Source organism: Cupriavidus sp. BIC8F (assembly GCF_032465815.1).
GTDB classification, from domain to species: Bacteria; Pseudomonadota; Gammaproteobacteria; order Burkholderiales; family Burkholderiaceae; genus Cupriavidus; species Cupriavidus necator.
On sequence record NZ_CP136094.1, the window covers coordinates 4,158,413 to 4,184,885 of the forward strand.

Annotated in this window: 24 protein-coding genes and 1 pseudogene; 10 read left to right on the forward strand and 15 right to left on the reverse strand. The window is 57.7% G+C overall.

What is annotated here, in order from left to right; translation table 11 throughout:
- Window positions 1-41: 41 nt before the first annotated feature.
- Window positions 42-509, forward strand: coding sequence for an RDD family protein (locus RS901_RS19515; protein ID WP_316150583.1), 468 nt, complete (start codon window positions 42-44; stop codon window positions 507-509).
- 537 nt (window positions 510-1,046) lie between these two features.
- On the opposite strand, the gene RS901_RS19520 is transcribed toward RS901_RS19515, so the two are convergent.
- From RS901_RS19520 to RS901_RS19550, 7 genes and pseudogenes are all read right to left on the reverse strand, one after another.
- Entirely contained in the window at window positions 1,047-1,763 is a 717-nt protein-coding gene (locus RS901_RS19520; RefSeq protein WP_316150585.1) for a hypothetical protein, read from the reverse strand.
- A gap of 285 nt (window positions 1,764-2,048) precedes the next feature.
- Window positions 2,049-3,026 (reverse strand): hypothetical protein, encoded by a 978-nt coding sequence (locus tag RS901_RS19525; RefSeq protein WP_316150586.1) that lies wholly within the window; start codon window positions 3,024-3,026, stop codon window positions 2,049-2,051.
- Between the two features lie 180 nt (window positions 3,027-3,206).
- Window positions 3,207-3,593, reverse strand: coding sequence for a hypothetical protein (locus RS901_RS19530; RefSeq protein WP_316150587.1), 387 nt, complete (start codon window positions 3,591-3,593; stop codon window positions 3,207-3,209).
- A gap of 15 nt (window positions 3,594-3,608) precedes the next feature.
- The gene (locus tag RS901_RS19535) at window positions 3,609-4,577 is read right to left on the reverse strand and encodes an IS1595 family transposase (protein ID WP_316150588.1); all 969 of its coding nucleotides are present in this window, start codon (window positions 4,575-4,577) and stop codon (window positions 3,609-3,611) included.
- Window positions 4,578-4,615: 38 nt separating this feature from the next.
- Window positions 4,616-5,062, reverse strand: coding sequence for a hypothetical protein (locus tag RS901_RS19540; protein ID WP_316150589.1), 447 nt, complete (start codon window positions 5,060-5,062; stop codon window positions 4,616-4,618).
- Window positions 5,063-5,443: 381 nt separating this feature from the next.
- A pseudogene (locus RS901_RS19545) lies at window positions 5,444-5,590 on the reverse strand (IS3 family transposase); the annotation flags it as partial.
- 21 nt (window positions 5,591-5,611) lie between these two features.
- A protein-coding gene (locus tag RS901_RS19550; RefSeq protein WP_316149557.1) for an IS3 family transposase occupies window positions 5,612-6,789 on the reverse strand; the annotation gives its coding sequence in 2 pieces (ribosomal slippage) (window positions 5,612-6,522 and window positions 6,522-6,789; 1,179 coding nt in all).
- A 616-nt stretch (window positions 6,790-7,405) separates the two neighbouring features.
- Here RS901_RS19550 and RS901_RS19555 point away from each other — a divergent pair.
- Window positions 7,406-8,491 (forward strand): hypothetical protein, encoded by a 1,086-nt coding sequence (locus RS901_RS19555; protein ID WP_316150590.1) that lies wholly within the window; start codon window positions 7,406-7,408, stop codon window positions 8,489-8,491.
- 199 nt (window positions 8,492-8,690) lie between these two features.
- Window positions 8,691-9,041: a PKD domain-containing protein gene (locus tag RS901_RS38875; RefSeq protein WP_410054186.1), complete on the forward strand. Its 351-nt coding sequence runs from the start codon at window positions 8,691-8,693 to the stop codon at window positions 9,039-9,041.
- Between the two features lie 82 nt (window positions 9,042-9,123).
- Here RS901_RS38875 and RS901_RS19560 read toward each other — a convergent pair whose 3' ends face one another.
- Window positions 9,124-9,927 (reverse strand): hypothetical protein, encoded by an 804-nt coding sequence (locus RS901_RS19560; protein WP_316150591.1) that lies wholly within the window; start codon window positions 9,925-9,927, stop codon window positions 9,124-9,126.
- Window positions 9,928-10,351: 424 nt separating this feature from the next.
- Here RS901_RS19560 and RS901_RS19565 point away from each other — a divergent pair, with 424 nt between their 5' ends.
- The 4 genes from RS901_RS19565 to RS901_RS19580 all read left to right on the forward strand — a co-directional run bounded on the left by RS901_RS19565 (window position 10,352) and on the right by RS901_RS19580 (window position 12,726).
- Window positions 10,352-10,840: a hypothetical protein gene (locus RS901_RS19565; protein ID WP_316150592.1), complete on the forward strand. Its 489-nt coding sequence runs from the start codon at window positions 10,352-10,354 to the stop codon at window positions 10,838-10,840.
- A 571-nt stretch (window positions 10,841-11,411) separates the two neighbouring features.
- The gene (locus RS901_RS19570) at window positions 11,412-11,636 is read left to right on the forward strand and encodes a DUF2188 domain-containing protein (RefSeq protein WP_316150593.1); all 225 of its coding nucleotides are present in this window, start codon (window positions 11,412-11,414) and stop codon (window positions 11,634-11,636) included.
- A gap of 172 nt (window positions 11,637-11,808) precedes the next feature.
- Window positions 11,809-12,336 (forward strand): DUF4142 domain-containing protein, encoded by a 528-nt coding sequence (locus RS901_RS19575; RefSeq protein WP_316150594.1) that lies wholly within the window; start codon window positions 11,809-11,811, stop codon window positions 12,334-12,336.
- Between the two features lie 15 nt (window positions 12,337-12,351).
- Entirely contained in the window at window positions 12,352-12,726 is a 375-nt protein-coding gene (locus tag RS901_RS19580) for a cupredoxin family copper-binding protein (protein ID WP_316150595.1), read from the forward strand.
- Window positions 12,727-12,982: 256 nt separating this feature from the next.
- Here RS901_RS19580 and RS901_RS38880 read toward each other — a convergent pair whose 3' ends face one another.
- Complete coding sequence (locus RS901_RS38880; RefSeq protein ID WP_410054187.1) at window positions 12,983-13,201, reverse strand: hypothetical protein; 219 nt, start codon at window positions 13,199-13,201, stop codon at window positions 12,983-12,985.
- A 383-nt stretch (window positions 13,202-13,584) separates the two neighbouring features.
- Here RS901_RS38880 and RS901_RS19585 point away from each other — a divergent pair, with 383 nt between their 5' ends.
- Both RS901_RS19585 and RS901_RS19590 read left to right on the forward strand, forming a co-directional pair.
- Window positions 13,585-14,178 (forward strand): RBBP9/YdeN family alpha/beta hydrolase, encoded by a 594-nt coding sequence (locus RS901_RS19585; protein ID WP_316150596.1) that lies wholly within the window; start codon window positions 13,585-13,587, stop codon window positions 14,176-14,178.
- A 383-nt stretch (window positions 14,179-14,561) separates the two neighbouring features.
- Entirely contained in the window at window positions 14,562-15,791 is a 1,230-nt protein-coding gene (locus tag RS901_RS19590; RefSeq protein WP_316149395.1) for an ISAzo13 family transposase, read from the forward strand.
- Here RS901_RS19590 and RS901_RS19595 read toward each other — a convergent pair.
- Window positions 15,752-16,306, reverse strand: coding sequence for an HD-GYP domain-containing protein (locus RS901_RS19595; protein ID WP_316150597.1), 555 nt, complete (start codon window positions 16,304-16,306; stop codon window positions 15,752-15,754). The genes RS901_RS19590 and RS901_RS19595 overlap by 40 nt on opposite strands.
- A 693-nt stretch (window positions 16,307-16,999) precedes the next feature.
- On the opposite strand from RS901_RS19595, the gene RS901_RS19600 reads away from it, so the two are divergent.
- A complete protein-coding gene (locus RS901_RS19600) occupies window positions 17,000-19,015 on the forward strand; it encodes a diguanylate cyclase domain-containing protein (RefSeq protein WP_316150599.1) in 2,016 nt (671 codons plus the stop codon).
- Window positions 19,016-19,119: 104 nt separating this feature from the next.
- Here the strand turns inward: RS901_RS19600 and RS901_RS19605 are convergent, their stop codons facing one another.
- From RS901_RS19605 to phbB, 5 genes are all read right to left on the reverse strand, one after another.
- Window positions 19,120-20,637: a diguanylate cyclase gene (locus tag RS901_RS19605; RefSeq protein ID WP_316150600.1), complete on the reverse strand. Its 1,518-nt coding sequence runs from the start codon at window positions 20,635-20,637 to the stop codon at window positions 19,120-19,122.
- 389 nt (window positions 20,638-21,026) lie between these two features.
- Window positions 21,027-21,464: a c-type cytochrome gene (locus RS901_RS38885; RefSeq protein WP_410054131.1), complete on the reverse strand. Its 438-nt coding sequence runs from the start codon at window positions 21,462-21,464 to the stop codon at window positions 21,027-21,029.
- A 1,116-nt stretch (window positions 21,465-22,580) separates the two neighbouring features.
- The gene (locus RS901_RS19620) at window positions 22,581-23,177 is read right to left on the reverse strand and encodes a GNAT family N-acetyltransferase (protein WP_316150601.1); all 597 of its coding nucleotides are present in this window, start codon (window positions 23,175-23,177) and stop codon (window positions 22,581-22,583) included.
- Between the two features lie 1,719 nt (window positions 23,178-24,896).
- On the reverse strand, window positions 24,897-25,172 hold the full coding sequence (locus RS901_RS19625) for a hypothetical protein (protein WP_316150602.1): 276 nt from the start codon (window positions 25,170-25,172) through the stop codon (window positions 24,897-24,899).
- A 458-nt stretch (window positions 25,173-25,630) separates the two neighbouring features.
- Window positions 25,631-26,374 carry an acetoacetyl-CoA reductase gene (phbB, locus tag RS901_RS19630; protein WP_316150603.1) on the reverse strand — a complete coding sequence of 248 codons (744 nt, stop codon included), beginning with the start codon at window positions 26,372-26,374 and terminating at the stop codon, window positions 25,631-25,633.
- Between the last annotated feature and the right edge of the window lie 99 nt (window positions 26,375-26,473).

Genomic DNA, 26,473 nt, shown 5'->3' on the forward strand with positions numbered 1-26,473 from the left:
CCGGCGCGATGCCACGTTTTGAAGCGCCGTTGGACCTCGCAATGGTTAAGACAACAACGCAATACGCCACCTATTCCCGCCGCGCCCGTGCGCTGTTCATTGACAGCATATGGTGGGTGGTTCTAATGCTCTTCATCCCTGTCGGACCTTCGACCGAGGAAATCCTGAGCGCACCGGTGTCGTTGGGCCCATCGGTCGTTCTCTGGCTGACTGTGTTGCAGTGCGTCCCGCTCATTGTGACAGGCATCATGTGGGCGGTCTGGGGCACCTCCCCTGGCAAACGAGCATTGGGCCTGCGAATCGTCGACGCCGACACCGGAGAGCCGATGACAATAAGGCAAGCTGCCATTCGCACACTCGGATACCTGGTCTGTTTTGCCAGTTTTGGCATAGGATTTCTATGGATGCTGTTCAACCCACGCAGACAGGGGCTGCATGACCTGATGGCCAACACCGTGGTGGTCGATGCCAAGCAAAGCGATGCTGCCTGGCCCAGAGAGCGGCGTTAGTGCAAGCTTGGTCCTCTGTTGTTATCGGGAAGTAGATGAAGTGGTCCTGGCGCACATACAACCACGCCAGCATCATGCAATAGGCCAGTACAGCAATGCGCAGCGTGTTTTTTAGGGGCAGCCGAACTTGCATAAGAACAGTCTTCGCCAACGTGATTGTGCGCCCAAACTCGCAGCACCTTCTGAAGGTGAAGAGATTGTCGCGGATTAACGAATCGCTCTTTCGCGCCGTCGAGGCTCACCATATGCACGACCTGGGGGCCAAGCCGTGCTAAGAAAGAAAATGAAACGTCCGTCTGTCCGGTGAGAAGGTTGGCGAACTCAGTCCGGCCAAAGCCTTCAACGCCCTGCTTTGGCTCCCTGTGGTAGCGACCTTCGACTGAGCGGCGCCCCTGATGCGTCGGTTCCAATCACCCAGATTTGGTCTGCGCTTCTGAGCCAAGCGCCGTGTTTACCGTCTGGTGAGGCACCCTGCCGGCTGCGAACAAACGCAGTACCGTCAGGAGACGAAGTTGGGGTGCTAAGGTGCGCAACAAGCTAGCTCACCTTCGCAGCGCGCTTAATCGACTCCGCAGCAATCTCGGCGAGCCTGCGTGCAACGGACTCAGCCTCGTTGCGTACGGCCGTGTCGGCGGCCAGCCGGGCCGTTTCGCCGGCGTGTAACGCCACCGCAAAGTCTTCAGCCCACTTTTCGCCCGGGAGCGGACCTGGAAGCACCGAGACGCCGAGCGGGGGGACGGGAAGACCGACCCACCACCACGGGTTGTACCAGCGAGGAGGCTCTAGTTTTTGAAGCTCGACGTCGAACGCCAAGTCGTCGATGGTAGCGTACGGGTTGAAGGCCATGCCGTCTGGGCCAATCCCAACTAGGGACAGAGTTACGCTCGCAATGAATTTTCCCGGTGCGTTGACCTGTAATTGTGTATCACACGCATTGACCACAAGCTGTTGGGTTGTCCCGCCGAGGAGCGTTCCACTCGCGTCCCACGCCTCAAGGTGGCCCCAGGCCGTTGCTCCCTGCGGAGAGTTCCGGGTACCTGCCCAAAGGGCCACGTAAGATGGGCCGGTGAAGAATACTAATGGCTTCGGACTCCCGCCAAACAAGAAAAGGAAGTTGTTGCCTGAATGGGGTTTCCCCTCGGGGCTATCGCTATTAACAATTCCGCCCCAGGGGAAGACCACGCCCTTGCCAGCATATAGGTTCAGCACCAATGTGCCCGCTGGAAAATTCTCGAAATCAATCTGCGTGGGCATAGGAGGCCTCCTTGATAAGTGAGGTGGTCGAGCGACTGGAGGTGCTCGAAAGCAATCAGGAAAGCGAGCAATTGCCAAGACGAAGAATGCGGGTAAGTCAGGCTCGCAACTGCTGCTCGGGCTTTGTCTTGATGCGGTCCTTCAGTGGTGATGCCTTGAAGCATCACAACAGAGGAGAAGCACCATCGACCCACGCGGGTTTTCTTGCCACTTGGAATCCTCACCGCACACCCCCATGGGTCTAGAAAAGCCTCGACGGTGAGGCATGCTCTACCGAACAAGCCATCAAGGCAGGCAGGTGCCAAAGCTGCCCATAATTCCACATCTGTTGCTTGCGCAGTCAGAGTTCAGCGCGCACTGATGGCCCGTGGCGCACTGTGCGCAGTTCGGCCCTCCGCAATCGACATCGGTCTCCAGGCCGTTCTTGATACCGTCAGAGCACGACGGGGCCTGGCAGATGCCTTGCGAACAGACAGAACTTTGGCAGTCAGCACCAATCAAGCATATTTTGCTCGTGGCGCACTTTGCGCAGGTTGGCCCGCCGCAATCGACATCGGTCTCACTGCCATTCTTGATACCGTCAAAGCACGTAGGGGCCGGAGTGGCGACGTCGAAAGGATTTGCCCCTACCGTCACAGTGGACGAGACTGCATTTGTCGCTGTGTTGATGATGGACACCGTGTGGTCGCCCGCATTCGTCACGTAGGCGTTCACGCCGTCCGGTGTAATGACAACCTTATTTGGGAGGACGCCGACGGGAACGCTGGCGACGACGGTCTGCGTGGCCGTGTCGATAACGGAAACGGAATTGGCACGAGTGTTGGCGACGTACGCGTGTTTCCCATCCGGCGTGAATGCTGTACTCACGGGACCAGTCCCCACCACAATTGTGGCAACCACCGTATTGCTTGCCGTGGCGATGATGGAAACGGTGTTCGAGCCGCTGTTGGCGACATAGACCTGCGCCGCACTCGGGGTGACTACAACATCAACTGGAAAAGACCCAACCACAATCGTGGCCACAACCGCATGGGTGGTCCGGTCGATGACTGATACCGTGTTCGAACGGGCGTTGGCAACAAAAGCATGTGATTGCGCGGTCGCCTCTTCGGCGGTTGAGGCCAGCACGAGCAGCACCAGGATGATGCGAACCACGGCGCTGAACGTGCGTTGAGCCAACACCTCACGGCTTGTGGAGCCAAACGAGTTGCCGACGCTTAGCCAGGCGAGTGTTAGTCGCCGATACTTTCCATTGCGGTTCATATTCACGTCCACTGAATAATCACCCGGGTTGCCGCCCCAACTGAGCGGCCGACTTTCGAATCAAAGGATTCCCGTTCGAGGACGTGCAGGCCTCAAATTGCTACGGCATGCTGCACACAGTTCCCTAAGGCATTGAATCGAAGGTAGTAACGCCATCCCGGTCCGACGCACCAAATCCGCCTACGAACCCATCGTGATAAGCAGCGTGACGTCCTTCGGGATAGTCACGGCTTTGTGCCCTAGTACCCCTGCGGGAATACGAAACGTCCCGCCGTAGTGAATTGTGTGTGTGCCCGCCGACAGCGGCTTCAGCAGCAAAAAATAGCCGTCCGCGACCGCCGTACCGTTTCCGCCAACCTTGTTAAAAATCCACGGTGTTGGCGCAGAGAACGAGAATTGGTCCGTCGTTATCCGGTACGCCGTAACGTTGGTGACTGGCACCCCATCGATGGTGACGAACAAGTCCTGGATGTAATTGGCAAACTTCTGGGCAATCGCCAGTTGGTCGGCCGCCGTGGTGGCAAAGAATGGAGGCGCATCCAGTGATGAGGCCTCCAAATCAAGCATGGGGCGCTGTTCAGATTAAACGTTGATGACCTGCTTGCCGAGGGCTGACGCGATGACTTCGTCGGCGGAAACGCCTTCCTGGTTCCAACTCATCAGCCGTTGCCAAGCCAGGTAGTTCGGCAAGTACTTGGTGGCCACGCCCCTGAGTTGGCGCTGTATCCACGACTTGAGCCGTTCGTGATAGTTGTTGGCGGACTGGACGTGATAGACCTTGTCGAGCACAGGGCCGTGATAGCTGGCGACGAACGACTTGGTCTGCACGCCGAGGGTGCGCTGCAGATGAAGAAAGGCGGAGTGTCCGTCCGTGCAGAGGATGGTCTCGCCCGGCGTTACGGCGTCCTTGAGCGCGTCAGTTACCTCGGCGCCGGTCAGCCGGCCGAGCACCTTGTCGGCCGTCTGGGCCTGCCCGCGAGCGCGGCCTACAAGGACGGGAACCCAGTCCTTGCTTTTCCGGCCACGTCCTTCCGCCTTGCCGCCTCGTTTCCGCGAGGGTCTGGTGAGCTTCCTGGACCCTTTCTGTGACTCTCGGAAGTAGGTCTCGTCGACTTCGAGGATGCCGCTGATACCCTTCGGTTGATGCGCGACAACCTCACTCAGGAAGCGATGGCGCCACCGAAAGGCTCTGTCCAACGTTAGGCCAACCTCGTCCGCTGCTTCCCGCACCGTGAGGCCATTTTTCATGCATTGCGCGTACGCGTCGAACCGTTCCTTGTCGCGCAGCCGCGAGAGCGGCGTCCCGGATGCAGCGTTGAACGTCTTTCCGCAATCGCGGCACAGGAAGCGCTGCAGACCGTTCTGGACGCCGTTCCGGACCACCTTCTCACTGCCGCATCGGCGGCATACACATGGCCGCGCAGCCTCGATGGCCTGATAGCTGGCGCGCTCCGTATGCTCCGTAGTAAGCGCGCTTCGTACCTGCTCCAACTGGCCGGCGGTGAGCTTGGTCACCGACTCCAGGAATCTCTTCAACTGGCGGGCGTTCATCGACTGCTCTCGTCATATCAACGACCAAAGTCTAGCAGCTATCCACGCTTAACCTGAACAGCGCCAAGCATGGTCAGAAGGATGGAGGTCCCCGGCGGGATAATCGTCGCACTCTGGTTGCAGGTCAATGGCGCTTGGTCGGGTGCCGACCAGTACCAGACGTTTCCGGTTTGCCCCGCTGAGATTGGGCGGTTGTTGCAGTCTTGGAACGGATGCGGGTACGGACTGGCCGGCGGCAAGGGTATGGCGAGCGCCCATTGCCAGAACGAAACGACCCATTGCTGGTAGGTTTGGCCTCGATACGATGCATTGAGCGAGACGACGGGGCCGTCCGAGTTTGCGTTTGAAGCAATTTGTTGGACCACAGCCGAGCCAGTCATGCTGTCGCTGCCGTCCCCGCCACATCCGGCTAACGCCGTCGCGAGCGCGGTGGCGATTGCTGATGCGTGCAATACTTTCTTGATGAGTGAAATCAAATTTTTCATGGCGGACCTCCAACGAGCCAAATCATGTTTTTGGGGAGGACCGGAACCGCGTTGGGCTGTGTGCGAAGAGTTGGGCAGACAATGGCCAACGCGATGGCGGGCGGCACTGGCGCAATAGGAGGTTGGCCGAAGGTGTTTCAGGACTGCTAGTTGGGCGAATTGGCTTCTACGCTCCATGTTGGCTTCAGATTCCTGCCAACTGCGCAACTCAAGCAAGCGTCGCGCCAGGCGATTTAGGCCATTGATTTGGTTGGCTTAATGTGTGGCAGATGTACCTGACTACCTCCCTGAATTGCGCAAGTCGTTTCATTCTCGATACAGGAGGTAAGTGTAGTGAGATGGTGACAATTCGAATTATGAATTCTCGGCCCTTTGTGGTGGTCAAGTTATTTCGGACAGGCAGATAGGTTTTTTCACTGTCGATTTCGCCTCGTGAGCAGTGGGCGACAGATACCCCAGGGTTGAGTGCAAGCGCACCGGGTTATAGAAGCCAACGATGTACTGGGTGATGTCGCGTCGCGCCTCGTCGTGATTGGCGTATTGTGGTGGTCAAGTTATTTCGGACAGGCAGATAGGTTTTTTCACTGTCGATTTCGCCTCGTGAGCAGTGGGCGACAGATACCCCAGGGTTGAGTGCAAGCGCACCGGGTTATAGAAGCCAACGATGTACTGGGTGATGTCGCGTCGCGCCTCGTCGTGATTGGCGTATTGGCGCTGCCACACGCGCTCCATCTTCAGGTTCAGGAAGAACCGCTCCATCACCGCATTGTCCCAACAATTTCCCTTGCGGCTCATGCTGCAAACCACGTGATGCTGCCTGAGCAAGGCCTGGTATTCATCGCTTGCGTACTGGCTCCCCCGGTCCGAATGCAGGACCAGTCCCGGCGCTGGCCGGCGGTGCTGCAGGGCCAAAGTCAGCGCCGACATGACCAGGCCGGCTGGCATGGTGGGCGCCATTGACCAGCCCACCACCTTTCGTGAATACAGGTCCAGCACCACCGCCAGATACAACCAGCCCTGGGCCGTCCGGACATACGTTATGTCTGAAACCCAGGCGCGGTTGGGCTCTGCCACGTCGAACTGCCGGTCCAGCACGTTCGCTGCCACAGGCAGCGTGTGCCGGCTGTCAGTCGTTGAGACGAACTTGCGCTTCCAGCTCGCGCGCAAGCCCGCTTCGTACATCAGCGTACGCACCCGGTAGCGGCCAATGCGTACCCCCTGCTGCCGCAGCGCATGCATCACGCGTCGACTACCGTAGCTCGCGCCGCTAGCCACGAACGCTGCATTGACGTGCGTCTGTTCCTGCAAGCCCTTCGTGTTCGGCTTGGCACCGCGGTGCGCGTAGTAGCCGGAGCGGCTGACCTGCAATACCCGGCAAGCACTACTGACCGATACGGCCTCCTGTTGCAAGTGAGCCACCATGCGGTAGCTCACTTCAGTTCCCGTGCAAAGAAGGCCGACGCTTTTTTTAACAGCGTGTTGTCCTCGCGCAGTTGCCGATTTTCCGCCTCTAGTTGCCGGATGCGCTGCTGTTCCGCCGTCAGCGGCTTGCCCACGCCAGGACCGCCTGCGCACTCCGCGTCGTACTGCGCTATCCAGCGCCGAACGGCGGTCTCACCAAGCTCCATCGACCGGCAAACCTCGCTGACCGATAATCCCTGGTCTCGGATCATCCGTACCACTTCCAGCTTGAAGCTGGCATCAAACTGTCGCCGCCTTCTTGTCATCTACTTTTTTCCTCGTCGATTCCGGATTGTCCTCCTATCGACCTGTCCGAGGAAATTAGACCACTGCACTTGTCCCGCTTGTGACGGACGGCATGCCCATGAACCGACAAGGTGCGCCGCCGCCTCACGTGATTCAGGACCGAAGCACGTCCATCTGAGCGGCGGGTACCGCACTGAAGTGGCCGCCATCGTCAACATTGCAATTCTCGAATGAGTGGCCTATGTTGTGTAGCAACAATTAAGAAGAAGTAGTTCTGCCCACTTCCATCGTGGGCCTGGATTGTGTCCGGGGCGGCAAGTAGCTAACGAAGAATAAGAAGCCCTATGGACAGACACAAGCATGTGGCCCTCCATACCTCATCAGCAGCGACCTACCGCGCGCGCCGTCCGGGCGCATGCACAGTGCTTGTCGCGACGTGCCCTAATTCCACCGGCACCGCGTGATGCGATTGCGCGTCATTTCCTATGGAGGTTTCAGCGACGCCATGCGAAGCCGCGTCGCCCACACCGGGAAATTTCCGCAGCCCCCGTTCGTAGTCTCGACAGCAAAGCAGACGGCCGAGTCGCTATGGCATCAATTATTTCATCTCGCCCCCAGTCACAAGAGGAGAAATCAATGAAAAATTACCGTGACACATTGCGCACCTTCCTGCTGGCCACAGCGCTTGGCTTAGGTGCGCTGTCGATTAGCCAGTCTTCGAGGGCAGATGAGCTGCTCATTGGCGATGCCGGAGATAACTCCGTTAAGGCCTTCGATGCCGACACCGGGGCGTATCACGGCGCTTTCATCCCCTCTGGAACGGCAGGATTGAAGGGGCCGATGGGGATGATTTTTACCGATGGTCAACTGGTTGTCGTCAACCAGAATATCAACACTGACCTGTCCGGCGAGATTCTTCGCTTTAACGGCACGACGGGTACGTTTGACAACAAGCTCGTCGCCTCAAGCGACCGCGATGCCCCGTTTTTTCCTCAGGGCATTGTGCGAGGAGGGCCGAACAATAGCTTCTTCGTGGCCGATGTCGGTATCAAGAACCAATGCTCCAATCAAGGCAACATCAAGGAATATAGCGCTTCCGGCGCTTTTTTGGCAGACCTGGACCACCACAGAGTCACCATTCCGTTTCACCCACGTGGTGTGGTCTTTGGACCGGACGGTCTTTTGTATGTTTCGGTTATTGGCTGCCTCCTCGACCCCTCGGACCCTCACTTTGACCCCCTGTCCGGATATATTTTGCGTTTCAACGCCACAACCAGGGCCTTTGTCGACGTGTTCGTGTCCAACGCAACCGTTTCAGACCTACATCGCCCTGAGGGCCTGGTCTTCGACCGGTTTGGCAACCTGTGGGTGGCGAGCTTTCGGGCAAATCCGAACGACAGTGACAAAATTCTGAAACTGGACGGGAAGACGGGGCAGCTTCTCGATAGCATCGTGTTGTCGAACCCGCAGTCGACGCCGCCTGAAGCCCGAGCGTTCGCCCAAGCACTAATATTTGGGCCCGGGGGCAATCTATTCATCCCCATCACGAGCAACGGCCTCAACACTGCGGCGGCCGGTCAGGTGCGACGCTGCAACACCAAGACATTGGTATGCGACGTCATCGTGCCGGCCAACACAGCTGGTGGCGCGCTGGTGAACCCGTGGTTCATAATCTTTAGAAAGAGCGACCCTGCAACGCTCAACTACAGAAACAGGGATTGAGAACCGCAAGAGGGATGAACGGACTTGGGCCTAGCTCCTGGCCGGGCCCGCTTAAATGCTTTAGCCCTATCAACCTTGACGCAGGGCTGGTGAACCTTTACCCCGCCTCCAGAGAGGAAGGATAACTGTGCATCGACTTCAACCTTCATGGCTTGGCGCGCTGGCCCTCGTGATAGGCGTGCTGACGAGTGCAGCAACCATGGCTGGCACTATCGTGCTGGAGGGCCTCTCCGTGCCGATAGCAAATGCGGGCGCCAACCGAGAGGGGGAAGTCGGCGACCTCGTGGTACTCGACGGCCGAAGGAGCTACGCCCCGGCCTCGCCTCAGAAGCCATTGTCCTACGTTTGGTCGCAACTCTCTGGGCCGGCTACTGTGACACTGACAGGCGTGACCACAGTCAGCCCAAGCCTCACGCCGTCCGTGCCCGGGGTGTATGTCTTCTCCCTTGTGGTCAGCGACGATAACGTCAGGAGCACCCCATCCACTGTACAAGTCAATGTCCTGCCGGCGGACGGAGGTTGCCTGGGGTGTAATCCGTTCTCGAAATAAGGTTGCCAGATGTCGCCGGCGTAGCGTAGTTGTCCTTGATAAGCGCTCCAAGGCGAGTCCGTCTCGCCCTGGCAGGAACCCTTCAGTTTTTGGTGACAGTAATCGCAATGTTCTTCGTCGAGCCAATACTTCCACCCGTTGTCGCGGAGACGGGTAAGCCCAGAAGGGTGCCACTAAACGATGCGGTGACAAACTGCTCGGTACCAGTCACTGTCGATTTGGTATTTGCAAAGGTCTGAATCTGGGTTCCTGTCGACTGGTAAGTGGCTTCAGTGTTTTGCTTCCATGACATGGAGAGGCTCCCGCCCGTAAGAGGTGTTTCGTTGTAATAGCAACCAGCTATCCCGTCACAGCCGTAGGTGAATTGTACGCCGACAAGTTGACTACCGTTCGTGTTAAGGGTTGCATTCCGGCCATTCACGGCGAAGTCGGCGCTCGCAATTGCGCCAGATAACACCGTACCTGAGCAGGCATAGCCAGTGGTCGAATAGGAGCATGTTGAAGTGAGCAGGTACAAGTAATTAACCGCGTTTTGCCCTTGACCATTCTGGTACACCTGAATGTTCGCTGCCGTGAACAAATCATTGTACTGGGCTGAGGCAAAGCCGCCGGAGCCGTTGAAATGACTCACATCTGCGCCAAACGACGAAATGGCGATGAGAGCAATTCCAGCCATTGCGATACGCGCTGCTTTGGAACTACGGTTTGTTCTCATGGCATGTTCCCTCCTACGGGTCTTCGTTACATTGAAGCTGATGGCATAAGCAAGAACCGGAAAAAAGACTAACGCATTAAACGCCAGTATTGGTTGCACCAACGAAACGGCGATGAGCAGCCCTGAACGAAGCCTCGCGCCTTTGAGGCATGAAGTAAGCAATTTCGTCACCTTCTTCTGGTTCTTGGGACGATACCGGCATGTGTCGCCGGTTGCGAACAGAGGCGAGTATTTGAGTGCATGTTCGCTCCCCAGTAAGCGCAATATTTGTGCCACGCCCGATAGCTAAGCCTTGGACAGCCTAGTCATCAAAGATGACAACGGTGCTTTCAGTGTTAGTGCTTCAATTATGCAACTATGGCGGGTGTATATGTACCAGGAGCCTGTCGCGCACTAAGTCCACTTTGGGTTGAATACCAAAGCAGTTGCACTAAGCTGATGGCGGCCTCCTGTGCGGCGCTAGTCTCGACCACTCGGTCACAGGGTCGCGGGTCGGCGCCGGCCCGTCGCACAAAGGAAGCCAAACTGCATCGTCGCCAGCATGTGTCAATTGGCATAGCGAACTAACGTTTTCGAAAAAACAGGGAAGAAAAAAATGAAAACCTTAACATCAAGCATGACGAAGGCTGTTCTTGCGCTTATCCTGATAGCTGCTTCCTTTATATTTGCACCCATTGCAAAAGCAGGTGCCTTAAACGCTTACTCCGGCCCATGGCAGCCTTTTTTTACTGAAGGATTGAACAATTGCAATAATGAAACGTACACCCTTTCCGGACAAATTCTCGTTGAGGTTAAGACGGTAGCAGACAATTCTGGAGGCTTGCACGTCTCGACTTTCATTCGCATTCGCGGCATCGGAATAGGAAACAACACCGGGGCGCGCTATATTGATAACGAGGGTGGCCAAGCTACGGAGAACTATCTCCCCTCCGGCGCGTTTAACTACACGGCTGTGTTTAACGGCACTGTGATTGCGGTAGACAAAGGTGTCCCGGATTTGCACTATCTTGCCCTAGCACACATCACGGTTGATGCCAATGGCAACATGACAGTGAATATCGATAAATTCGAGATTTTATGCTAACAGGCCAGCCCATGGCGCCTTGTCACTGCACACAAGCACGCCTGTGTGGCTGTTCAGCCTGACACCATTAGTGGCCTATGGACTCGGCAGAAATTCCGGCTCCTGCTTGCCGGGCTGCCAAGCAAGTATGAAGGGTATGAAACGCATCATCGCCACGTTGTTTGCTGCGCTGCCCGCCGTGACGTTCGCTGGGACGACCGTCAACTTTGACGGCGATGCCGTCGGAGCACTCCCCCTGGGTGGATTGCCGGGTCAACGAACGGTGGCTCTCCGAAATGGTCTGTGGAATCAGACTCGACGGCCCCGAGTCCACCAAACGTCTTGAAGCAGATGGGAGCGGGAACGTATCGCATTTGTTTGGACCAACCCAAGTGGGCTTGAGCAGTTGAAGGCCTCCGGCATTCTACATCCCCGGCCCACCTGACCGAGTTGTTTCGCCACGTCGGAGGCCCCAGCTTATCAGACACAAGTCCGGAGAGCCCCGGCATGAAAATAGGACGTTGGCTGACGGCGCAAAGCCGCTATCTCTACTACAAAACAAGAATGACGGCTTCAAGCGAGGTGTACCTCAATGTCTACAACGAGTGTTCGGGTATTCCCGACAGAAGAAGGACTGTGGGCAGTGCAGTCCGACGCAACAGATAGTCACCACGTCACCTATCCTTCACGCGGCGCGGCCATTGCAGCAGGGGTTCACATGGCACTGGCAGACGACGCCATTTTGATGATTCACGGAATCGACGACACCCTCAGCGAGCTCGATTTTCGGGACGGCGTTTCAACTGCTGCCCTCTGAGGAACTCAGCAAGGTTACCTCGACGGATAACTCAATGTGTGCTGCACCTGCGCTCCGGGCTCGCGTGCGCGATGGCAGGTGTGTCCCTGAATCTAATTGAGCCTTCACCGCGAAGGCCTGGGCACATTCGGTCTGTGGATTCGCGGCTGGCTCATCACTTAGGAGCAAGACGATGAAGAACGTCTCCCTTACCTTTGGCGCCATACTGGCACTCGCCACCGCCGGAGTCGCGGCCCAGACACCCCCCAATGACGCGCAGATTGCCGCGATTGTCGTGACCGCAAACCAGGTCGACATCGACGCGGGGAAAATGGCGGAGAAAGCAGGTCACTCGCACGACGTGAAGGCGTTCGGCAAACAGATGGTCACCGACCATACCGCTGTCAACAAGCAGGCGGAAGCGCTGGTCAAGAAGCTGAAAGTCACCCCGGAAAGCAATCCCACGAGTGAGAGTCTGCGGTCCGGCGGCGACGAGAACGAAAAGACCTTGAAGGGACTGAAGGGAGCGAGCTTCGACAAGGTGTATATCGACCACGAAGTCACGTATCACCAACAAGTAATCGACGCAATTGATAAGACGCTGATTCCTAACGCGCAAAACGCTGAGCTCAAGGCGCTGCTGGTGTCCGTGCGCCCGGCGTTCGTGGGACATCTGGAGCATGCGAAGAAAATCCAGTCCTCGCTAGTTAAGTCTAAGTAATTCGCTTGCACGAGCATGGCATCCATCCGTTTACCGGCGGCTCGACGTGATGGTCGTCAGAAAAGGCGTCGGCTCGTGCTCGCACCGTTCGTTGCCTTAACCTTGTTCTTTGTGCTTCCCGGCTCAATCCTGGCCGGGAAGGCGGCTAGGCACACGGTGCGAATTCGGGGCGTGAAATTCGAGCCTGATACCATCGAGGTCAATCGAGGCGATACCATTGTGTGGGTCAACCAGGACCCGTATCCACACACGGTCACGGCGCCTGGCGTGTTCGATTCGCACAGCATCCCTGCCGGGGGTAAGTGGCAATATGTCGCTCGCAAGGCCGGCGACTTCTCCTATGTCTGCACGCTGCACCCGAACATGAAGGGCATGCTCGGCGTCAAGTAGCCGCCGGTCGGAGAGCGCGGGACGATGCCTCCTCTCTAGCGGCACACGCTTCGTCCCCGCGAGTACGCCGGCAACCTACCAGAATGGGCAGTTGGCCCAAGGATGCAGCTATTGCGTCCTTCCCTCGCACGACTCGCGCTTAAGGGCCTCTATTTGGAATTGCCAGGCCCCTGTCAGTCGTCGTCGTGCCCATGTCGCCCGTGTCCGTGGTGGCCGTGCCCGCGCCACCTCCGCTCGCCGCTGGTCGTCATCGTCATCATCGCGTGCGTCGCCAGTAGGGCGCATAGACCGGCGCAGGAGCAACAACAACTGGGCGAGGAGCGTACACGGGCCGGGGCTCTACATAAACGGGCTGGGGCGCAACGTAGCCCGGCGGCGGTTCCGCATAGACGATACCGGGAATTCCGTTGCGAATGTCTGGGTAGCAGACGACGCCTTTCTTGGCTTCGGTCAGTCGAATCGCCTGCTTCTCTATACCCTCTTTGCGCGCCCAACTTCTGTCAGCCCTTCACCTGTCTGGCCCTGGTCCCCAAAGGCTACCTTCACAGTTTGGCCACTTGGCCGCTGTACCTGCTGCACCTCGCAATACTCCTCCTCAGTCCCGCAGAACTGACGGGAGCGAATGCTACTACGTCACTTCCTGTCGAAACCGCGTGCGCTAGTCTCTGCGGTCAGACCCGTGAGCGCCTCACGGTTGCCCCGTTTCGCTCGGCGTCCTGAATTTGGATAATATGGACGGGCAGATGCGTGAAAGTCAGCGGCACCAAGTCATTGCCCCAAAGCAACTCGCAAGGGGCCTGAAATCGTGCATGCGACCGCCATATGAAGCTCGGCGGGCCAAGCAACTGGAGAACGGCAATGCTGGATATCAACCACTACGACATCCTAGTCCTCCCCGGCTTACACAATTCCGGACCTGAACACTGGCAAACGCACTGGGAAGCAGCGTTCCCCAATATGCGCCGAGTCGAACAGGACAACTGGGATGAGCCCGTCTATTCCGAATGGTCGCTTCGACTAACGGAAGCAGTCTGCGCCAGCAAACGCCCCATACTCATCGTCGCGCATAGCCTTGGAACAGCGCTTGCCGTGCGCTGGGCCCAAGAAGAAGCAGCAGTTACCAACGCAGTAGTAGGGGCTTTCCTGGTCGCGCCCTCTGATATTGACCGACTCACAACGATACCGGGATATCCCGCCCTCGGGTTCGACCCAGTCATCATGGAGCGCCTTCCCTTCCCATCTGTCGTTCTTGCCAGCCGTAATGACGACCGCGTAGCGTTGGAGCGTGCACAAGCGTTTGCTTCGGCTTGGGGCTCGTCTTTTATCGATATCGGAATGCAAGGCCATATCGGCTCGGCGGCGAAGCTTGGCCTTTGGCCGCAAGGACTTGTATGGCTTGGTCAGTTTATTGCCTCAATTAGTGAAGCCAATGCCCGACCATCTCTTCGATGAGGCCACCCTGCCATGTGTGAATCGCCGGGAACTCACTGCGGAAGGCCAGCCTTGCAGTCAACCTGCAGGCCCATACGTCCCTAGTCAAGCTTAGATTGCAGGTCAGAGCGATTCATCGCGATGACTCTGGTGACCGTGCAATTTTTTTGGAGCGAAAGTCCCTCGGGGCTAACCCATAGAACTTGGCAACCACGGCAGAGTCACTCCCGAGCGACAGTAATTCATTTGCCGCAAGCCGAGCACGCTGTATTTGCGAGAAGCCGTCCAGAAAAGCCGTTACGGCAATCGGGTCAAAATGCGTACCACTTTCGTCCGCTATCAGGACCTTAGGACCCTAGCAAAAATAACTTGAACAGTTGTCCTCGCGTCTATACGATGCGCACATGGATATCAGCGAGGCAGTCGAAGCGAAGTTTCGGGCCCTGCAGGCGCGCCTTGATGAGGCGACGTTGCGCCTATGGGCCGCCGCCGAAGCGCGCAGCCTGGGGCGTGGGGGCGTGAGTCTGGTGGCCAAAGCGATAGGCATCTCGCGCACCACGATCTATGCGGGACTGGCCGAACTCGAAGCGGCCGGTGGAGCGACGCGGGACATGACGGCCAAGCGCATTCGTGCCCCGGGAGGCGGGCGCAAGAGGCTAACTGAGCTCGATGCGAGGTTGTTGGAGCACCTGGATGCACTGGTGGAGCCGACCAGCCGGGGTGACCCGATGTCAGCACTACGATGGACGTGCAAGAGCACCACCCGTCTGGCCGAAGAGCTCAACCGGCTGGGGCATCGCGTGAGTCAGCGCACGATCTGCGATCTGCTGACGCAGACGGGCTACAGCTTGCAATCGGTGCGCAAGACACGCGAAGGCGCGCAGCACCCCGACCGCGACGCGCAGTTCCACTACATCGCCGACAAGGTGGCGCAGTATCAGCGCCAGCGTCAGCCGGTCATCTCGGTGGACACGAAAAAGAAGGAGCTGATCGGCGATTTCAAGAACGCTGGCCGCGAATGGCAGCCCAAGGGCCAACCCGAGCAGGCGCGTGTGCACGATTTCATCGACGATGAACTGGGCAAGGTTGCCCCGTATGGCGTCTATGATGTGACGGCCAACGAGGGCTGGGTCAGCGTGGGCATCAACCACGACACCGCCGAGTTCGCGGTTCAAAGCATCCGTCGCTGGTGGCTGGAGATGGGCCGTCCGTTGTATCCGAAAGCCAGGCGACTGCTGGTCACCGCCGACTGCGGTGGCAGCAACGGGTATCGTGTGCGGCTGTGGCGGGTGCAGTTGCAGCGACTGGCCGACGAACTCGGTTTCGCTGTGCAGGTGTGCCACTTTCCGCCGGGTACGAGCAAGTGGAACAAGATCGAGCATCGCCTGTTCTGCCATATCACGAACAACTGGCGCGGCCGACCGCTGTTGACGCGTCAGGTGGTAGTGAACCTCATCGGCAGCGTGAGTACCGCTGAAGGGCTGAAAGTGCGTGCGGAACTGGACGAGAACATGTACGACGCAGGTATCAAGGTCAGCGACGCCGAACTCGCTGCCGTGGCCATTGAGCGCGACGAATTTCATGGCGAGTGGAACTACCGCATCAAACCTCGAACATCTCGTCGCAAGACGTAATTGTTCAAGTTATTTTTGCTAGGATCCTTAGCCTCATTGTCCGACATTCTGGGGCGATAGCAGCGTACTTCTGTCATTGCGTCAAACGCGTCTGCGACCGCCACGATACGAGCGGCCAAGGGAACGTCCGGGCCGGCCAGGCGGTCCGGGTAACCGCTGCCATCGAAGCGCTCATGGTGGTGGCGGGCAATCTGGGACGCAAACTGAAGCAGTTCGTCGGAACTGCCGGCGAGCAAATCAGCCCCAATGCTCGAGTGCCGCTCCATGATGCGCCGCTCCGCCTGGTCGAGCTTTCCAGGTTTGAGCAGGACATAGTCCGGAACGGCCATCTTTCCGAGGTCATGCACTGGCGTTGCGATGCGTATGCGTTGCTGCTCACGAATATCCAGGCCCATCAAATCCGCCAGGCAGGAAGCGATGCAGGAGGTGCGGATGAGATGCCCGGCTGCCGCTGGATAGCGCGTACAACTCGCAACCGCTAGACTGGCCAGCGTGACAACGGCTCGGTAACTCATGCGGACTGCTCATCCTTGTTGCGGCGCCAGACAATAACTGCGATGCCCGTCTCTGCTGACTAGTAGTCGGCCGCCGACGTTCCTCTGGAGCCCTTCTTCGGCAGATTTCATCTCAGACTCCAACTCTTGGTGAACCCCGCTGCGTCCCGATTCAGCGAAGTCGAGTCTATCAATGGAGTGAGTACGCTGCCAATTAGCTGGCGGCCCCGCATTCACGGCTTGCTCGCCAAAGTGGGACATATTTTGACCGACATCAACGTTTGGCCAACTACCTACAAAAAAAATCCCGCGTCTACCGCTCCTGCGCTCCGTCGAAGCTGTCGTCGGGCGTGGCCGTATCGCAGGAGGAATCCCCCTTCCTTTCCGGCTCGGTGGACGTGGAAGGCGAGGGGGTGGACCTCAATACATGGCGGAAATGTCTACCCTCCCAGGGAATGCATAGATGTTCGCCTGATAGTTCATTTGCTCTGTGACGCCCACCGGCAGGCAGGATTCTCTGAGGCTGCTCGTAGCGTGAAAACACACTTGTAACCTCCGGAATTCCGCTAACATTGCGCATTCGATGCCCCATTCTGGTGAACAGCCAATGGCCGCTCCTGCCCCAATGTTCCGAACAGTACCGCTCACCTCCATGTGAGGCTGCAAATTGGACAGTGTGCAATTTGTCAGTGAAGAAGGCCAAAGGCTGAAGCAATGGTGCGCTGGTCGTTAAAGTCCCGGGTGGTCGCCTCCACAGTCGTTGTGGTCCTTCTCCTCGCGGTCCTGCTAATTCTGGTTGCACGCCATTACGTCTTCGCCAACCTGAAGGATTCCCTGCAGGCACAGCAGGACGCACAGGTCGAACTGGTCGCTGAGCAACTTGACGACAAATTCGAAGTACGTGCCCTCATCCTGCGCCGGCTTGCCGAGCAACTTGCTCCGCTGCTGGACCGTGGCCCGGCTGAACTGAAGCGCGTCACCGGCCAGGTCGCTCCTATTCCTGAATTGTTCGATTGGGTATTTCTCGCTTGGCCGGACGGTAAGCGGGTGTTCGATACCAGGCTGATAGACCAAAGTCCGGATATCTCGGACCGGCAGTACTTTCAGGACATTCTAGGCGGTGCGTCTATTGTCATTTCCGAGCCGGTGATAACCAAGGTAACCGGTGCACCAGGCATCGCCATGGCCGTCCCTGTGCGCTCGGCTGATGGACGAGTGCGGGCGGTTCTCGTGGGAAGCCTGGACCTCCAGCGCGAAAACTTCCTCATGGCGCTGTCTCGCAGTCGCATCGGCATAAGCGGAACCTATTGCCTTGTCTCTTCGGGGCAGTCCCCTCGGTACGTCATCCATGCTAACCCAGTAAAGACACTCCAGCCGGCAGATTCTGTAGGTGAGTCGTGTGGCAGCGACGAGGCCAGCTCCATATGGGTATTCGCTTGGCCAACGCGGCCCATTGTTGCTCGACATCGACTTGAATCAACAGGGTGGGAGCTGGTTGCCACACTACCGGCAAAAGAAGCCTTTTCGCCAATCACCCGTGCTAGGCCGGTGATTCTTACTGTGGCAGCAGCAGCCTTGGCTGTTGCGGGATTGCTGATGTGGCGGGTGGCCCGACGCCTGCTGGTTCCGTTGGAGAAGCTGGAACGGGCTATCCAGGAAAGCGCGGTGGACTTGTCAGCGCGCGCTGCGCTTCCCACATCGAGAGCCGACGAAATTGGCGCCCTAGCCAGAACGTTCTCGAGCGTCATGGGTCAGCTTGCCGAGCGCACGAGTGCCTTGATGGAAGCAAGGAAGCTGGCGGAGGACCGGGAAGCACGCATCCATGCGATTGCCAATCACATACCGGACCTCGTGGCCTACCTCGATGTGGATGAACGCTACGTGTTCGTCAACCAAGCGTACGAACAGCGATTCGGGATATCTGCCGATGAAATCATCGGCCTGACGCCCAAGCACCTTTGGGGCTACGACGTTTATTCGAAGGTGATAAGGCCTCACCTCGATAAAGCGCTTTTAGGCGAGTTGGTTACGTTTGACGCTGAGCATCACTTCGAAAACCAACCTGTTTGTTTCGAGGTCACTTATCAACCTGCCTGGAGCGAGGCGGCAAACACCGTGGTTGGAGTGCATGTCTTCGCCAGAGACATAACATCAGAGCGCCATCAGATGCGGCGCCTCGAGCAGAAGACATTGTCAGATTATCTGACTGGGCTGCTCAATCGGAAAGGCTTTGACCGGCGCCTAGCATCAGCCATGGAACAGTCCGTGGGAGGTGCACCGTTAATGGCGTTGCTTCTCGTTGACCTCGACAATTTCAAACGTGTGAACGACACCTATGGCCATGCGGTCGGCGATAAGCTCCTGAATATTTTCGCGATGCGGCTGAAGTCATGCGCTCGCGAATCCGATGCCGTCGCGCGTGTAGGCGGCGACGAATTTGCGGTGATTTTGGAGGACGTTCCCACCTCACGAATAGTGGAACGTGTCGCCGAAGCGATAGTCTCAGCGACCTCCGAACCCTGCACCGTTGATGGCCACCAGATTACATGCGGCGCGAGCGTCGGCGGCGTGCTCCACAAGCTCGGCGACGGCAATACTCGGAACGAGCTTTTCCTGAAAGCAGACGCCGCACTTTACGCGGCGAAACACGCTGGCAAAGGCAGATTCGTTGTTATTGGCACGTCGGAGATGGCTTCTCGAGAATCCAGTTCCCGCCCAGGTACAGATTGACACGACCTCGCTGGGAATGGGCGATGCGCCAGCCATGATGATTGGCTTACTGTAAGCATATGGCTCGCCTTTCTCCAGTGGCATGGTGGTGGCGTGACCCATCTTCAGGCTACCGCCAATTGAGGGGGTGCTTGCTGAGGCATTACGGTATTGCGCCCAGCAGCTTTTGCTTCGTACAGTCTCTGGTCGGCCAGATGCACAAGCTGTTCCGCCGTATCACCAGGCATGGGATTGCCGTCAAAAGCGGCGACGCCAATGCTTACACTCAGTCTTCCGCTTGCGCTGGCGAAGTTTGCTTGGTTGGTTGCAAGGACCGCAGCACGAAGCTTCTCTGCTACTTGCACCGCGCCCCGTAGGTCTGTATTGGGGAGCAGCACGCAGAACTCCTCGCCACCATAACGGCCGACGAAGTCGCCTGGGCGACGGATGTTCTCAACAATACAGCGAGCGATGGCTCTTAATGCACTGTCGCCGGTAGCGTGCCCATAATGGTCGTTGAAGCTCTTGAAGTTATCGGCATCTACCATCAATACTGAGAGGCCCTGCTTATTCCTGCTTGCACGTCGCCACTCGGCCTCGAGGGTTGAATCCAGAATGCGACGCGTGCCCACACCCGTCAGGCTATCGGTATTGGCGAGTAGATGAAGTTGCTGTTCCATCCAGAGCCGCCTACGAAATTGCCTCGCGAACATCACCGACATCACGACGATGAGAACATCAAGCACCGTCACAACGCTGCCGATGGCCCAAGCGCGCCGTTTCCACTCTGCATAGATGTCCTCGGTAGCGAGCCCCACGACGACTATCAACGGGTATTTTCCGATATGCTTGAAACTGTACAGGCGCTGGGCACCATCCAGCGCCGCAGTACCAATGTAACAGCCACTGTCGGATTGAATGAGCGGCTTGAACGATGGGACGCCTGCAATGCTTTGACCGATATCCCTTTGGTTGTAGGGGCGTCGCATCAGAACCGTTCCGTCGGGTCGGACCAGCGTGATGGAGCCGTGGTCGCCAAGAGTCATCCCATCAAACAGGCGGTGGAAGTAGTTCAGCCGAAGTGTCCCGACAACAATACCTGCAAATCGACCTTGGCTATCCGTCAGCCGTTGGCTTAGTCCAATCGACGTTTCCGTCTTCGTTAGATGCGGTGAGAATGGTTTGCTAATGAAGAGCCCGGCACCGGCCGACTGCTGGTGAATCGTGAAGTAATCTCGGTCACTGAGGTTGAGCTGTCGAGGCGGAACCGAGCGAGAATCAATGACAACCTCGCCCGCAGCGTTCGTGACCAAGAGCGAGCCCATATCCTGGGCGTTGGTTGACCTGTCGAAGAGGACACGCTGCCGAATCGGTGACGGCAGTCGCAATGTGGCCGGGTCATTGACGCCATCAATGACGGCCTGTATCGACAGTTCGTAGACCTCGATGTTGCGCTCGATATCACGCTGCAGAATCAGAGAGAGATTGTCCGCTGCGTCGCGGGCTCGCCCGAATGCATCCAACCGCATTTGGTAGAGCGCAATGGCGGTGATGCACGCCAGGGTCACGGCGGCCGCAAGCGCCCCTACGATGAAAAGAGTTGGGCGCGCAAGAAAGGCCCCCGCAAACTTCGTCAGCGCCACACCGACTCTACCAATATCAATCTAATCTCACCTCAGTTGTGCGCCGTCAAGCACACCCAAGGGAGGCTCGTGGCATGCTCGGAGCACGTTTGCGCGGATTTTAATGGCATATCCGGGACCGTCTTACGGCAAAGGGATTCAATACCCTGGCGGTTCCTTTCGCGGCACTTCGCTGTTGCGATTTGCCAACGATTCTACTATGCGACACTTACTGCACGTGCTTCCGCACGAGGTTGGAGGAGCCGACACAGGGTCAGTGTGCATCTCAGTCGGACACATCGCCGAGGCAACCGAGCCTCCGCCACCGCTCTCCTTTCACCTGAAAGAGCTGGCGCACCCCGGTCTGGTTACACCGAGACAGGAAAGAGGTTCGTTATTAATTCGGCCAACTACGCGACCGTGTGCGGACTCAACGCATTCCTGACCGAGAACTTCTGCCAAGGTGAGTTCTGCGCCGTAGCACCGGTTAATAATTGCACTGCCTGCGGAGATGTGGCGACGCGCCGTGGTAAGGCCGGGCAACGCGAAGTCAGCTGACAATGGACTCCGGGGGTGTGGCCGCTCGGGTCGTGCGGTGGCGCCGCCAATCGTCCGTTTGGTCGGCGATTCCGCCAGTCCGGCTGGCCCTCGAGATTCGCGCCGTGGCACGCGGCACAATGGCTTGCGTAGACAGGCTTCCCTCTCCTGACCAGCACTCTGTCGCGGGCATCTAGCCTTGGGATGGCCCTCTCCGCCGCCTTCCAGTTCAGGGTAGAAATCAAGGCAGCTATTACGCCCACCTTGGCTAGCGCCGTACTGGGGCATTTCAGTATGTGCCAGGCCCTCATGTGCAACACTTCTGCTTCCTTTCGAGGAGGCCCCAACTATGCCAAGCCCTAGCTGTCCTGGCTCATACGGGCTCTGAATTACCGCCGATAGCGTTCTACCCCGAACCAGATATGACTCTCAAGGCACCTTCCGCAGTTGTCACGAACGACGCTTTGGCGCAAGGCGTTAGCCGACCTGAGAACTTTACGATTTCTAAATATTGATTTTTATAGAACTCTTGCTGAGGAAGAAGTTTTTGGTAAACGTAGGTATCGAGTTTAGCCATTTCCCGCCCGAGTTAGCGCTTTCCGGCCTGTCACGAGCCCCGCCGGCGGCGCACGACCGCATCCCAATGGGGTCTCGCGCCACCTAATCGAAGCTGCTTCAGCGCAGTGCTTCCACCGCTCTCGCAAGTTCAATCACGGTCCAGTCCAAACTTTCACGGTCTTCCGCCAAGCCGGTGAGCAGTCGCGCATGCAGCAAGTCGGCCGATGGCACGGGCCCCGTGCCCCCCTCGCGTTGACAGCCACAGGCCTTAGCCTGACTCACCGGCCATCTGATGGGACGATTCCCAAGCTTGGTCACGTCTGTCATATCCCCCCAGCGAGCGCAACCAGGTACCTGTGGGCTCGCTCGGGCGCAAGCGGCGCCGATGCGACCGCTCTGGGTAGGCTCTCCCAATTGCACCTTGCCCCAATCGAGATAGTCCGAATGACCTAGCTTGCGACGATGAACTTGAGAGGTGAGTTCATACTCTGCTACCGTCCCCAAGATGGGCCCAGCTGCAAGCACGGGGGAAAGCGGCCATCAAATTCCCTAGCAGAGACATCCTCAAGGCGCGCACAAGATTCGGTGGGGAGGGCGATGCTTAATGCTTCGCGCCACAGCACCACACCAGTAAGCCGAAGTACACGGGTACGCACCTCCCTGGGCTCAGGGTACTCGGAAACATGCAAGGGAAGCGCCTCCATATAAACACGCCGCCGTACCTCATAACTGCGCGCCCCGTTCGTGTCGCGGCGAATTAACTCCGTGTGCGCAACCTGAAGATGCAGGTATAGGGCACGAATGGTCAGGCCGAGAACCAGCGCTGCTGCTATCAGCATCCCGAATGCTCGTCAGTAGCCAATGGACTATCAATCAAGATGACGGCACATGTAGTGCGTCCTTGCGCCAAATCGCCGAAGGAATTCCTTTGATAGCTTCATCTTCTGCTGCATCTCGTCCAACGCGGTGAGCGTGAACCCGAAGCGGGCAAAGAACGCGGGATGCTCGGCTGTGAGCACTGCAGCCCTAGTACAGCCACTGGCGCGGGCGCGCATCAAGATGGCCCTGACAAGATGCGTGGCAACGTGGTGGCCCCGGTACTCGTCTAGAACTGCAGCGGCTTGGACGATGACTGTCTCGCCATGCATTTCGCCGCAGGCACAGCCGATGACCATTTCACTTAGGACAGCCAGGCTGTAGAGGCGGGACGAGGGGTCTATATCACTGCTGGGCAAGCCGCAGGAGCGGAGCACCTGCGAGATAGCCTCCACGTCTGCCGACTGGGCAGCGCGAATTCGCACATCCTTTATCATTTCTTTATCCTGCACCTGCAACACCATGAGGCAGTATGTCGCAAGAATACTGGACGTGCCATCGGCTAACTGGATGAATGGCATCGATTCAAACGTAACCCTCGCCGCACTGCAATTCTCCTCGCGGCAGGCGCAGCCAAAATCCACCACCACTTAATTCTGATATAAGAAATATTTACTTCATCCAGGCGAAGTTCTGGGTACATCACGAGCTAGGCGAGCTTCCATTCACCGCGCACGAGTGGCAGTATTAGCGCGAGCCTCCTCGGCGCCATCGCCAAGCAATGAGCCAGCACAAACGGTATGGCGCAGTCTGTGCCCGAGGAGAGCAATCTCGACTTGGCGCTCCACACCTGCCTCTGATACGAACAGCTGAATGGAGCACAGCCCCTTGGCGAGGGATTTCCCGACTTCTCACACCGACGGCCTTCCTTTTAGACTCACGGCCCTTCTCCTGCCTAGGAAACATACATGAGTGTTTTCGCCAGCGTTGCTGCCCACATCTATCCCGAAGCCGGAACGATAAGCGGCCTGCATGCTGACGCTGCACAGATTCAAGGTTAACCCCCTGGCTCGCTGATATCTTCCCGTTCGCGCACAGGCCTGACACCAAATCGACATAAGGATTGTGTTCAATGCGCGGTCAGCTTCTGGCATGACCAAGAGGAATTCAGCGCGCAGCTACTGGCTGGCCTGCCCCTCAGGCCTACCGACTCAAGCGCCGAACTAAGAACGAACGTCCGGTCGCGATACCGCGCCACGCGACACAGGACCACACTACATTGAAGGGGACAATATGCATCAAACTCTTGCTTCTGCCATTGCGGCAAACAACACGGCACTGTTCCCCGCGAGCAATGAGCGAAGGACTCCCTGGACCGCTTCCGCTGGTATCCAAGCTCTACGCCAACAAGCGGCAAGCTTGCGGGCAGCGTGTCAGGCAAAAATGACACATACCATGGCAACTGTCTTGCCGAATAACGCTGCAGACTTGCTCCAGAAGGCCGCCATTCTCGAGCGGGGTGCTGATGTGCTGGCGCTCACTAGTAGCGCCTGAATCAGCTTGATACCAGCTCGAAAAAGGCCCTACACGTTGCCTCCCGCCAGCAAGTTCACGTTCCGAGCTGTTCGGCCCAATGAGGAGCCTGGTGAAGGCTGCAATACTGACACTGGTTCTGATTCTCGGCCCCGCCGCATCAAAGCAACCACTCCCCAATTGAGCATAGTTTCGCGTCAGTGCCCTTTACGCCTGCGTCCGGTTGCACAGCCCTCTAGTTCTCGCTATATTTTGGCGCACAGTGACTCTAGCGGCGAGATTCCCCTATGAGCGTATACGTCGCACGCAATCGAGCCAATGCGGTCGAGCACATCAGTTCGCGGGTAGGTAGTACGGTCGACTTGGACTATGAGACGGCTTGGGAAGATGCACTTGAGCTTGGACGACTTGGACAACAGTGCGGCGTCGTCGTGCAATTCAGAACTGCCGAGTATATCTCCGTCCAGACTCCAGAGGCACTGACTCGAGGGTTACGGGGAGAAAAGCTTACGTTCCGACAGCGGTACCTCTACTGCAAGTTCGATATGACTGCATTGTCAGAGGACTGCCTATGCGAACTGGAAGCACTTGCCATCCAGCACGGCGATTACATCCTACCTGGCCACTTGTTGCAGGAGGTCACGCTCACCTGGGACTAGCCAGTTCCCGCCTCACCCGGTCACACACCGGTCTAATCTTCGTTAGTGGTACCGATTAGGTTGAGCCAACGCGAAGCTCCACCGCACCGCTCCTTAACTCGTCAATCGAGCGGACGGCACATGTAGTGCGTTCTTGCGCCGAAGCGCCGAACGAACTCGTCAGCTTGGATATCACAATCAGACCCGAGTTAGAACGTGCAATCTTTCGTCGTCCTCCCGCTTTTGATATCCCCGTGTGAGTAAAACCCAACTCATATAGACGCCGTAGGCGCAGGCATGATTTCGTTGTACGTCTCTTGGCGTCATCATTGGCTCTTGCATAAGCCTGCGAATTTCCGCTTCTACAGTGGCCGTTATTTCATCATAGCCCCAGACCTTTTCTGCTGTGCTATTACCTTCATGGCCTACATGGTGTCCGGAAGCCTCTTTATTTTTGTTGGGTTTCGTATCCATGCGCTTTACTCCCATCGATGCTCTGCTTTCAAGCATAGAACACTTGCCGAGAGGGTGTGCCACCGAACCGAGGCCCCACGTCAGTGGGCTTTACGGGCCAGTCCGGAAGCGTAAGGCAGCAAGAATCATGGCACAACTCGGTATCAGGCGTGAGCTCGTACCCGGCTACCATCCCGGCCAAGCTGGAGCCACGGAGGGAAGCGGCCATCGTATTCCTGCGCGGAGATATCCCCGAGGTGCCCGCACGCCTCGCCAGGCAGGGCGATGCTGACTTCATGGCGCCAGAGCGCTGCTGCCGGCGTACAGGCTAGGGGCAATAACTTGGCCGAACCAGTGAGGGAGGTGCTTGCCGCCCCCCAACTCCCATTGGCTGCGTCTGCAGGCATGGAGGGCGGCATCAACTAATCTGCAGATTTTCGACACTCCGCCCAGCTACCAGCTCGACGGGGCATCAGAACTCACTGCATGTGCTGACCGCCGTTGATGGCGATGTTCGCGCCCGTCACGAATGCGGCCTCCTCCGAGCACAGGTATGCAATCAATGCCGCCACTTCTTCTGGCTTACCCAGACGGCCAACAGGGATTTGCGGGATGATTTTGGTATCGAGTACCTCCTGCGGCACGGCCATCACCATCTTGGTGGCAATGAAACCGGGCGAAACGGTGTTGACCGTCACGCCACTCTTGGCCACTTCGAGCGCCAGCGATTTCGTGAAGCCGTGTATGCCGGCCTTCGCTGCCGCGTAGTTGGCCTGTCCGAAGCCGCCCTTTGAGCCGATGATGGATGACACATTGACGATGCGTCCCCAGCCGCGCTTAACCATGTCGTCGCACACCGGCTTCGTCATATTGAACACGGAGTCGAGATTGGTTCGCATGACCGCATCCCAGTTGACCTTGTCCAGCTTTTTGAAGCTCGCGTCGCGCGTAATGCCAGCGTTGTTTATCAAGATGTCAACAGGGCCAAGTTCTTCCCGGATTGCTGCCACACACAACTGGCACGACTCGTAGTCTGCGACGTCAACGGGATACGCATGGAACCTGCGCCCGCTTTCCTCCATCTTACTCAGCCAGTTCGCGACGCCGCTATTGCCGGGGGAATGTGTCACTGCCGCTTCGTAGCCAGCGTCGTGAAGGCGGACGCTGATAGCCTCACCGATACCGCCCATCCCACCTGTGACTACGGCGATTTTTTTTGTCATCTCTCCAATCCTCTAAGCGAAAAGAATGCGCATTGGATGAGGCCGGGCTCAGCGACTTACCGAGGCCCGCCATCTCCCAGAATTTTGTTGCCCATCGGC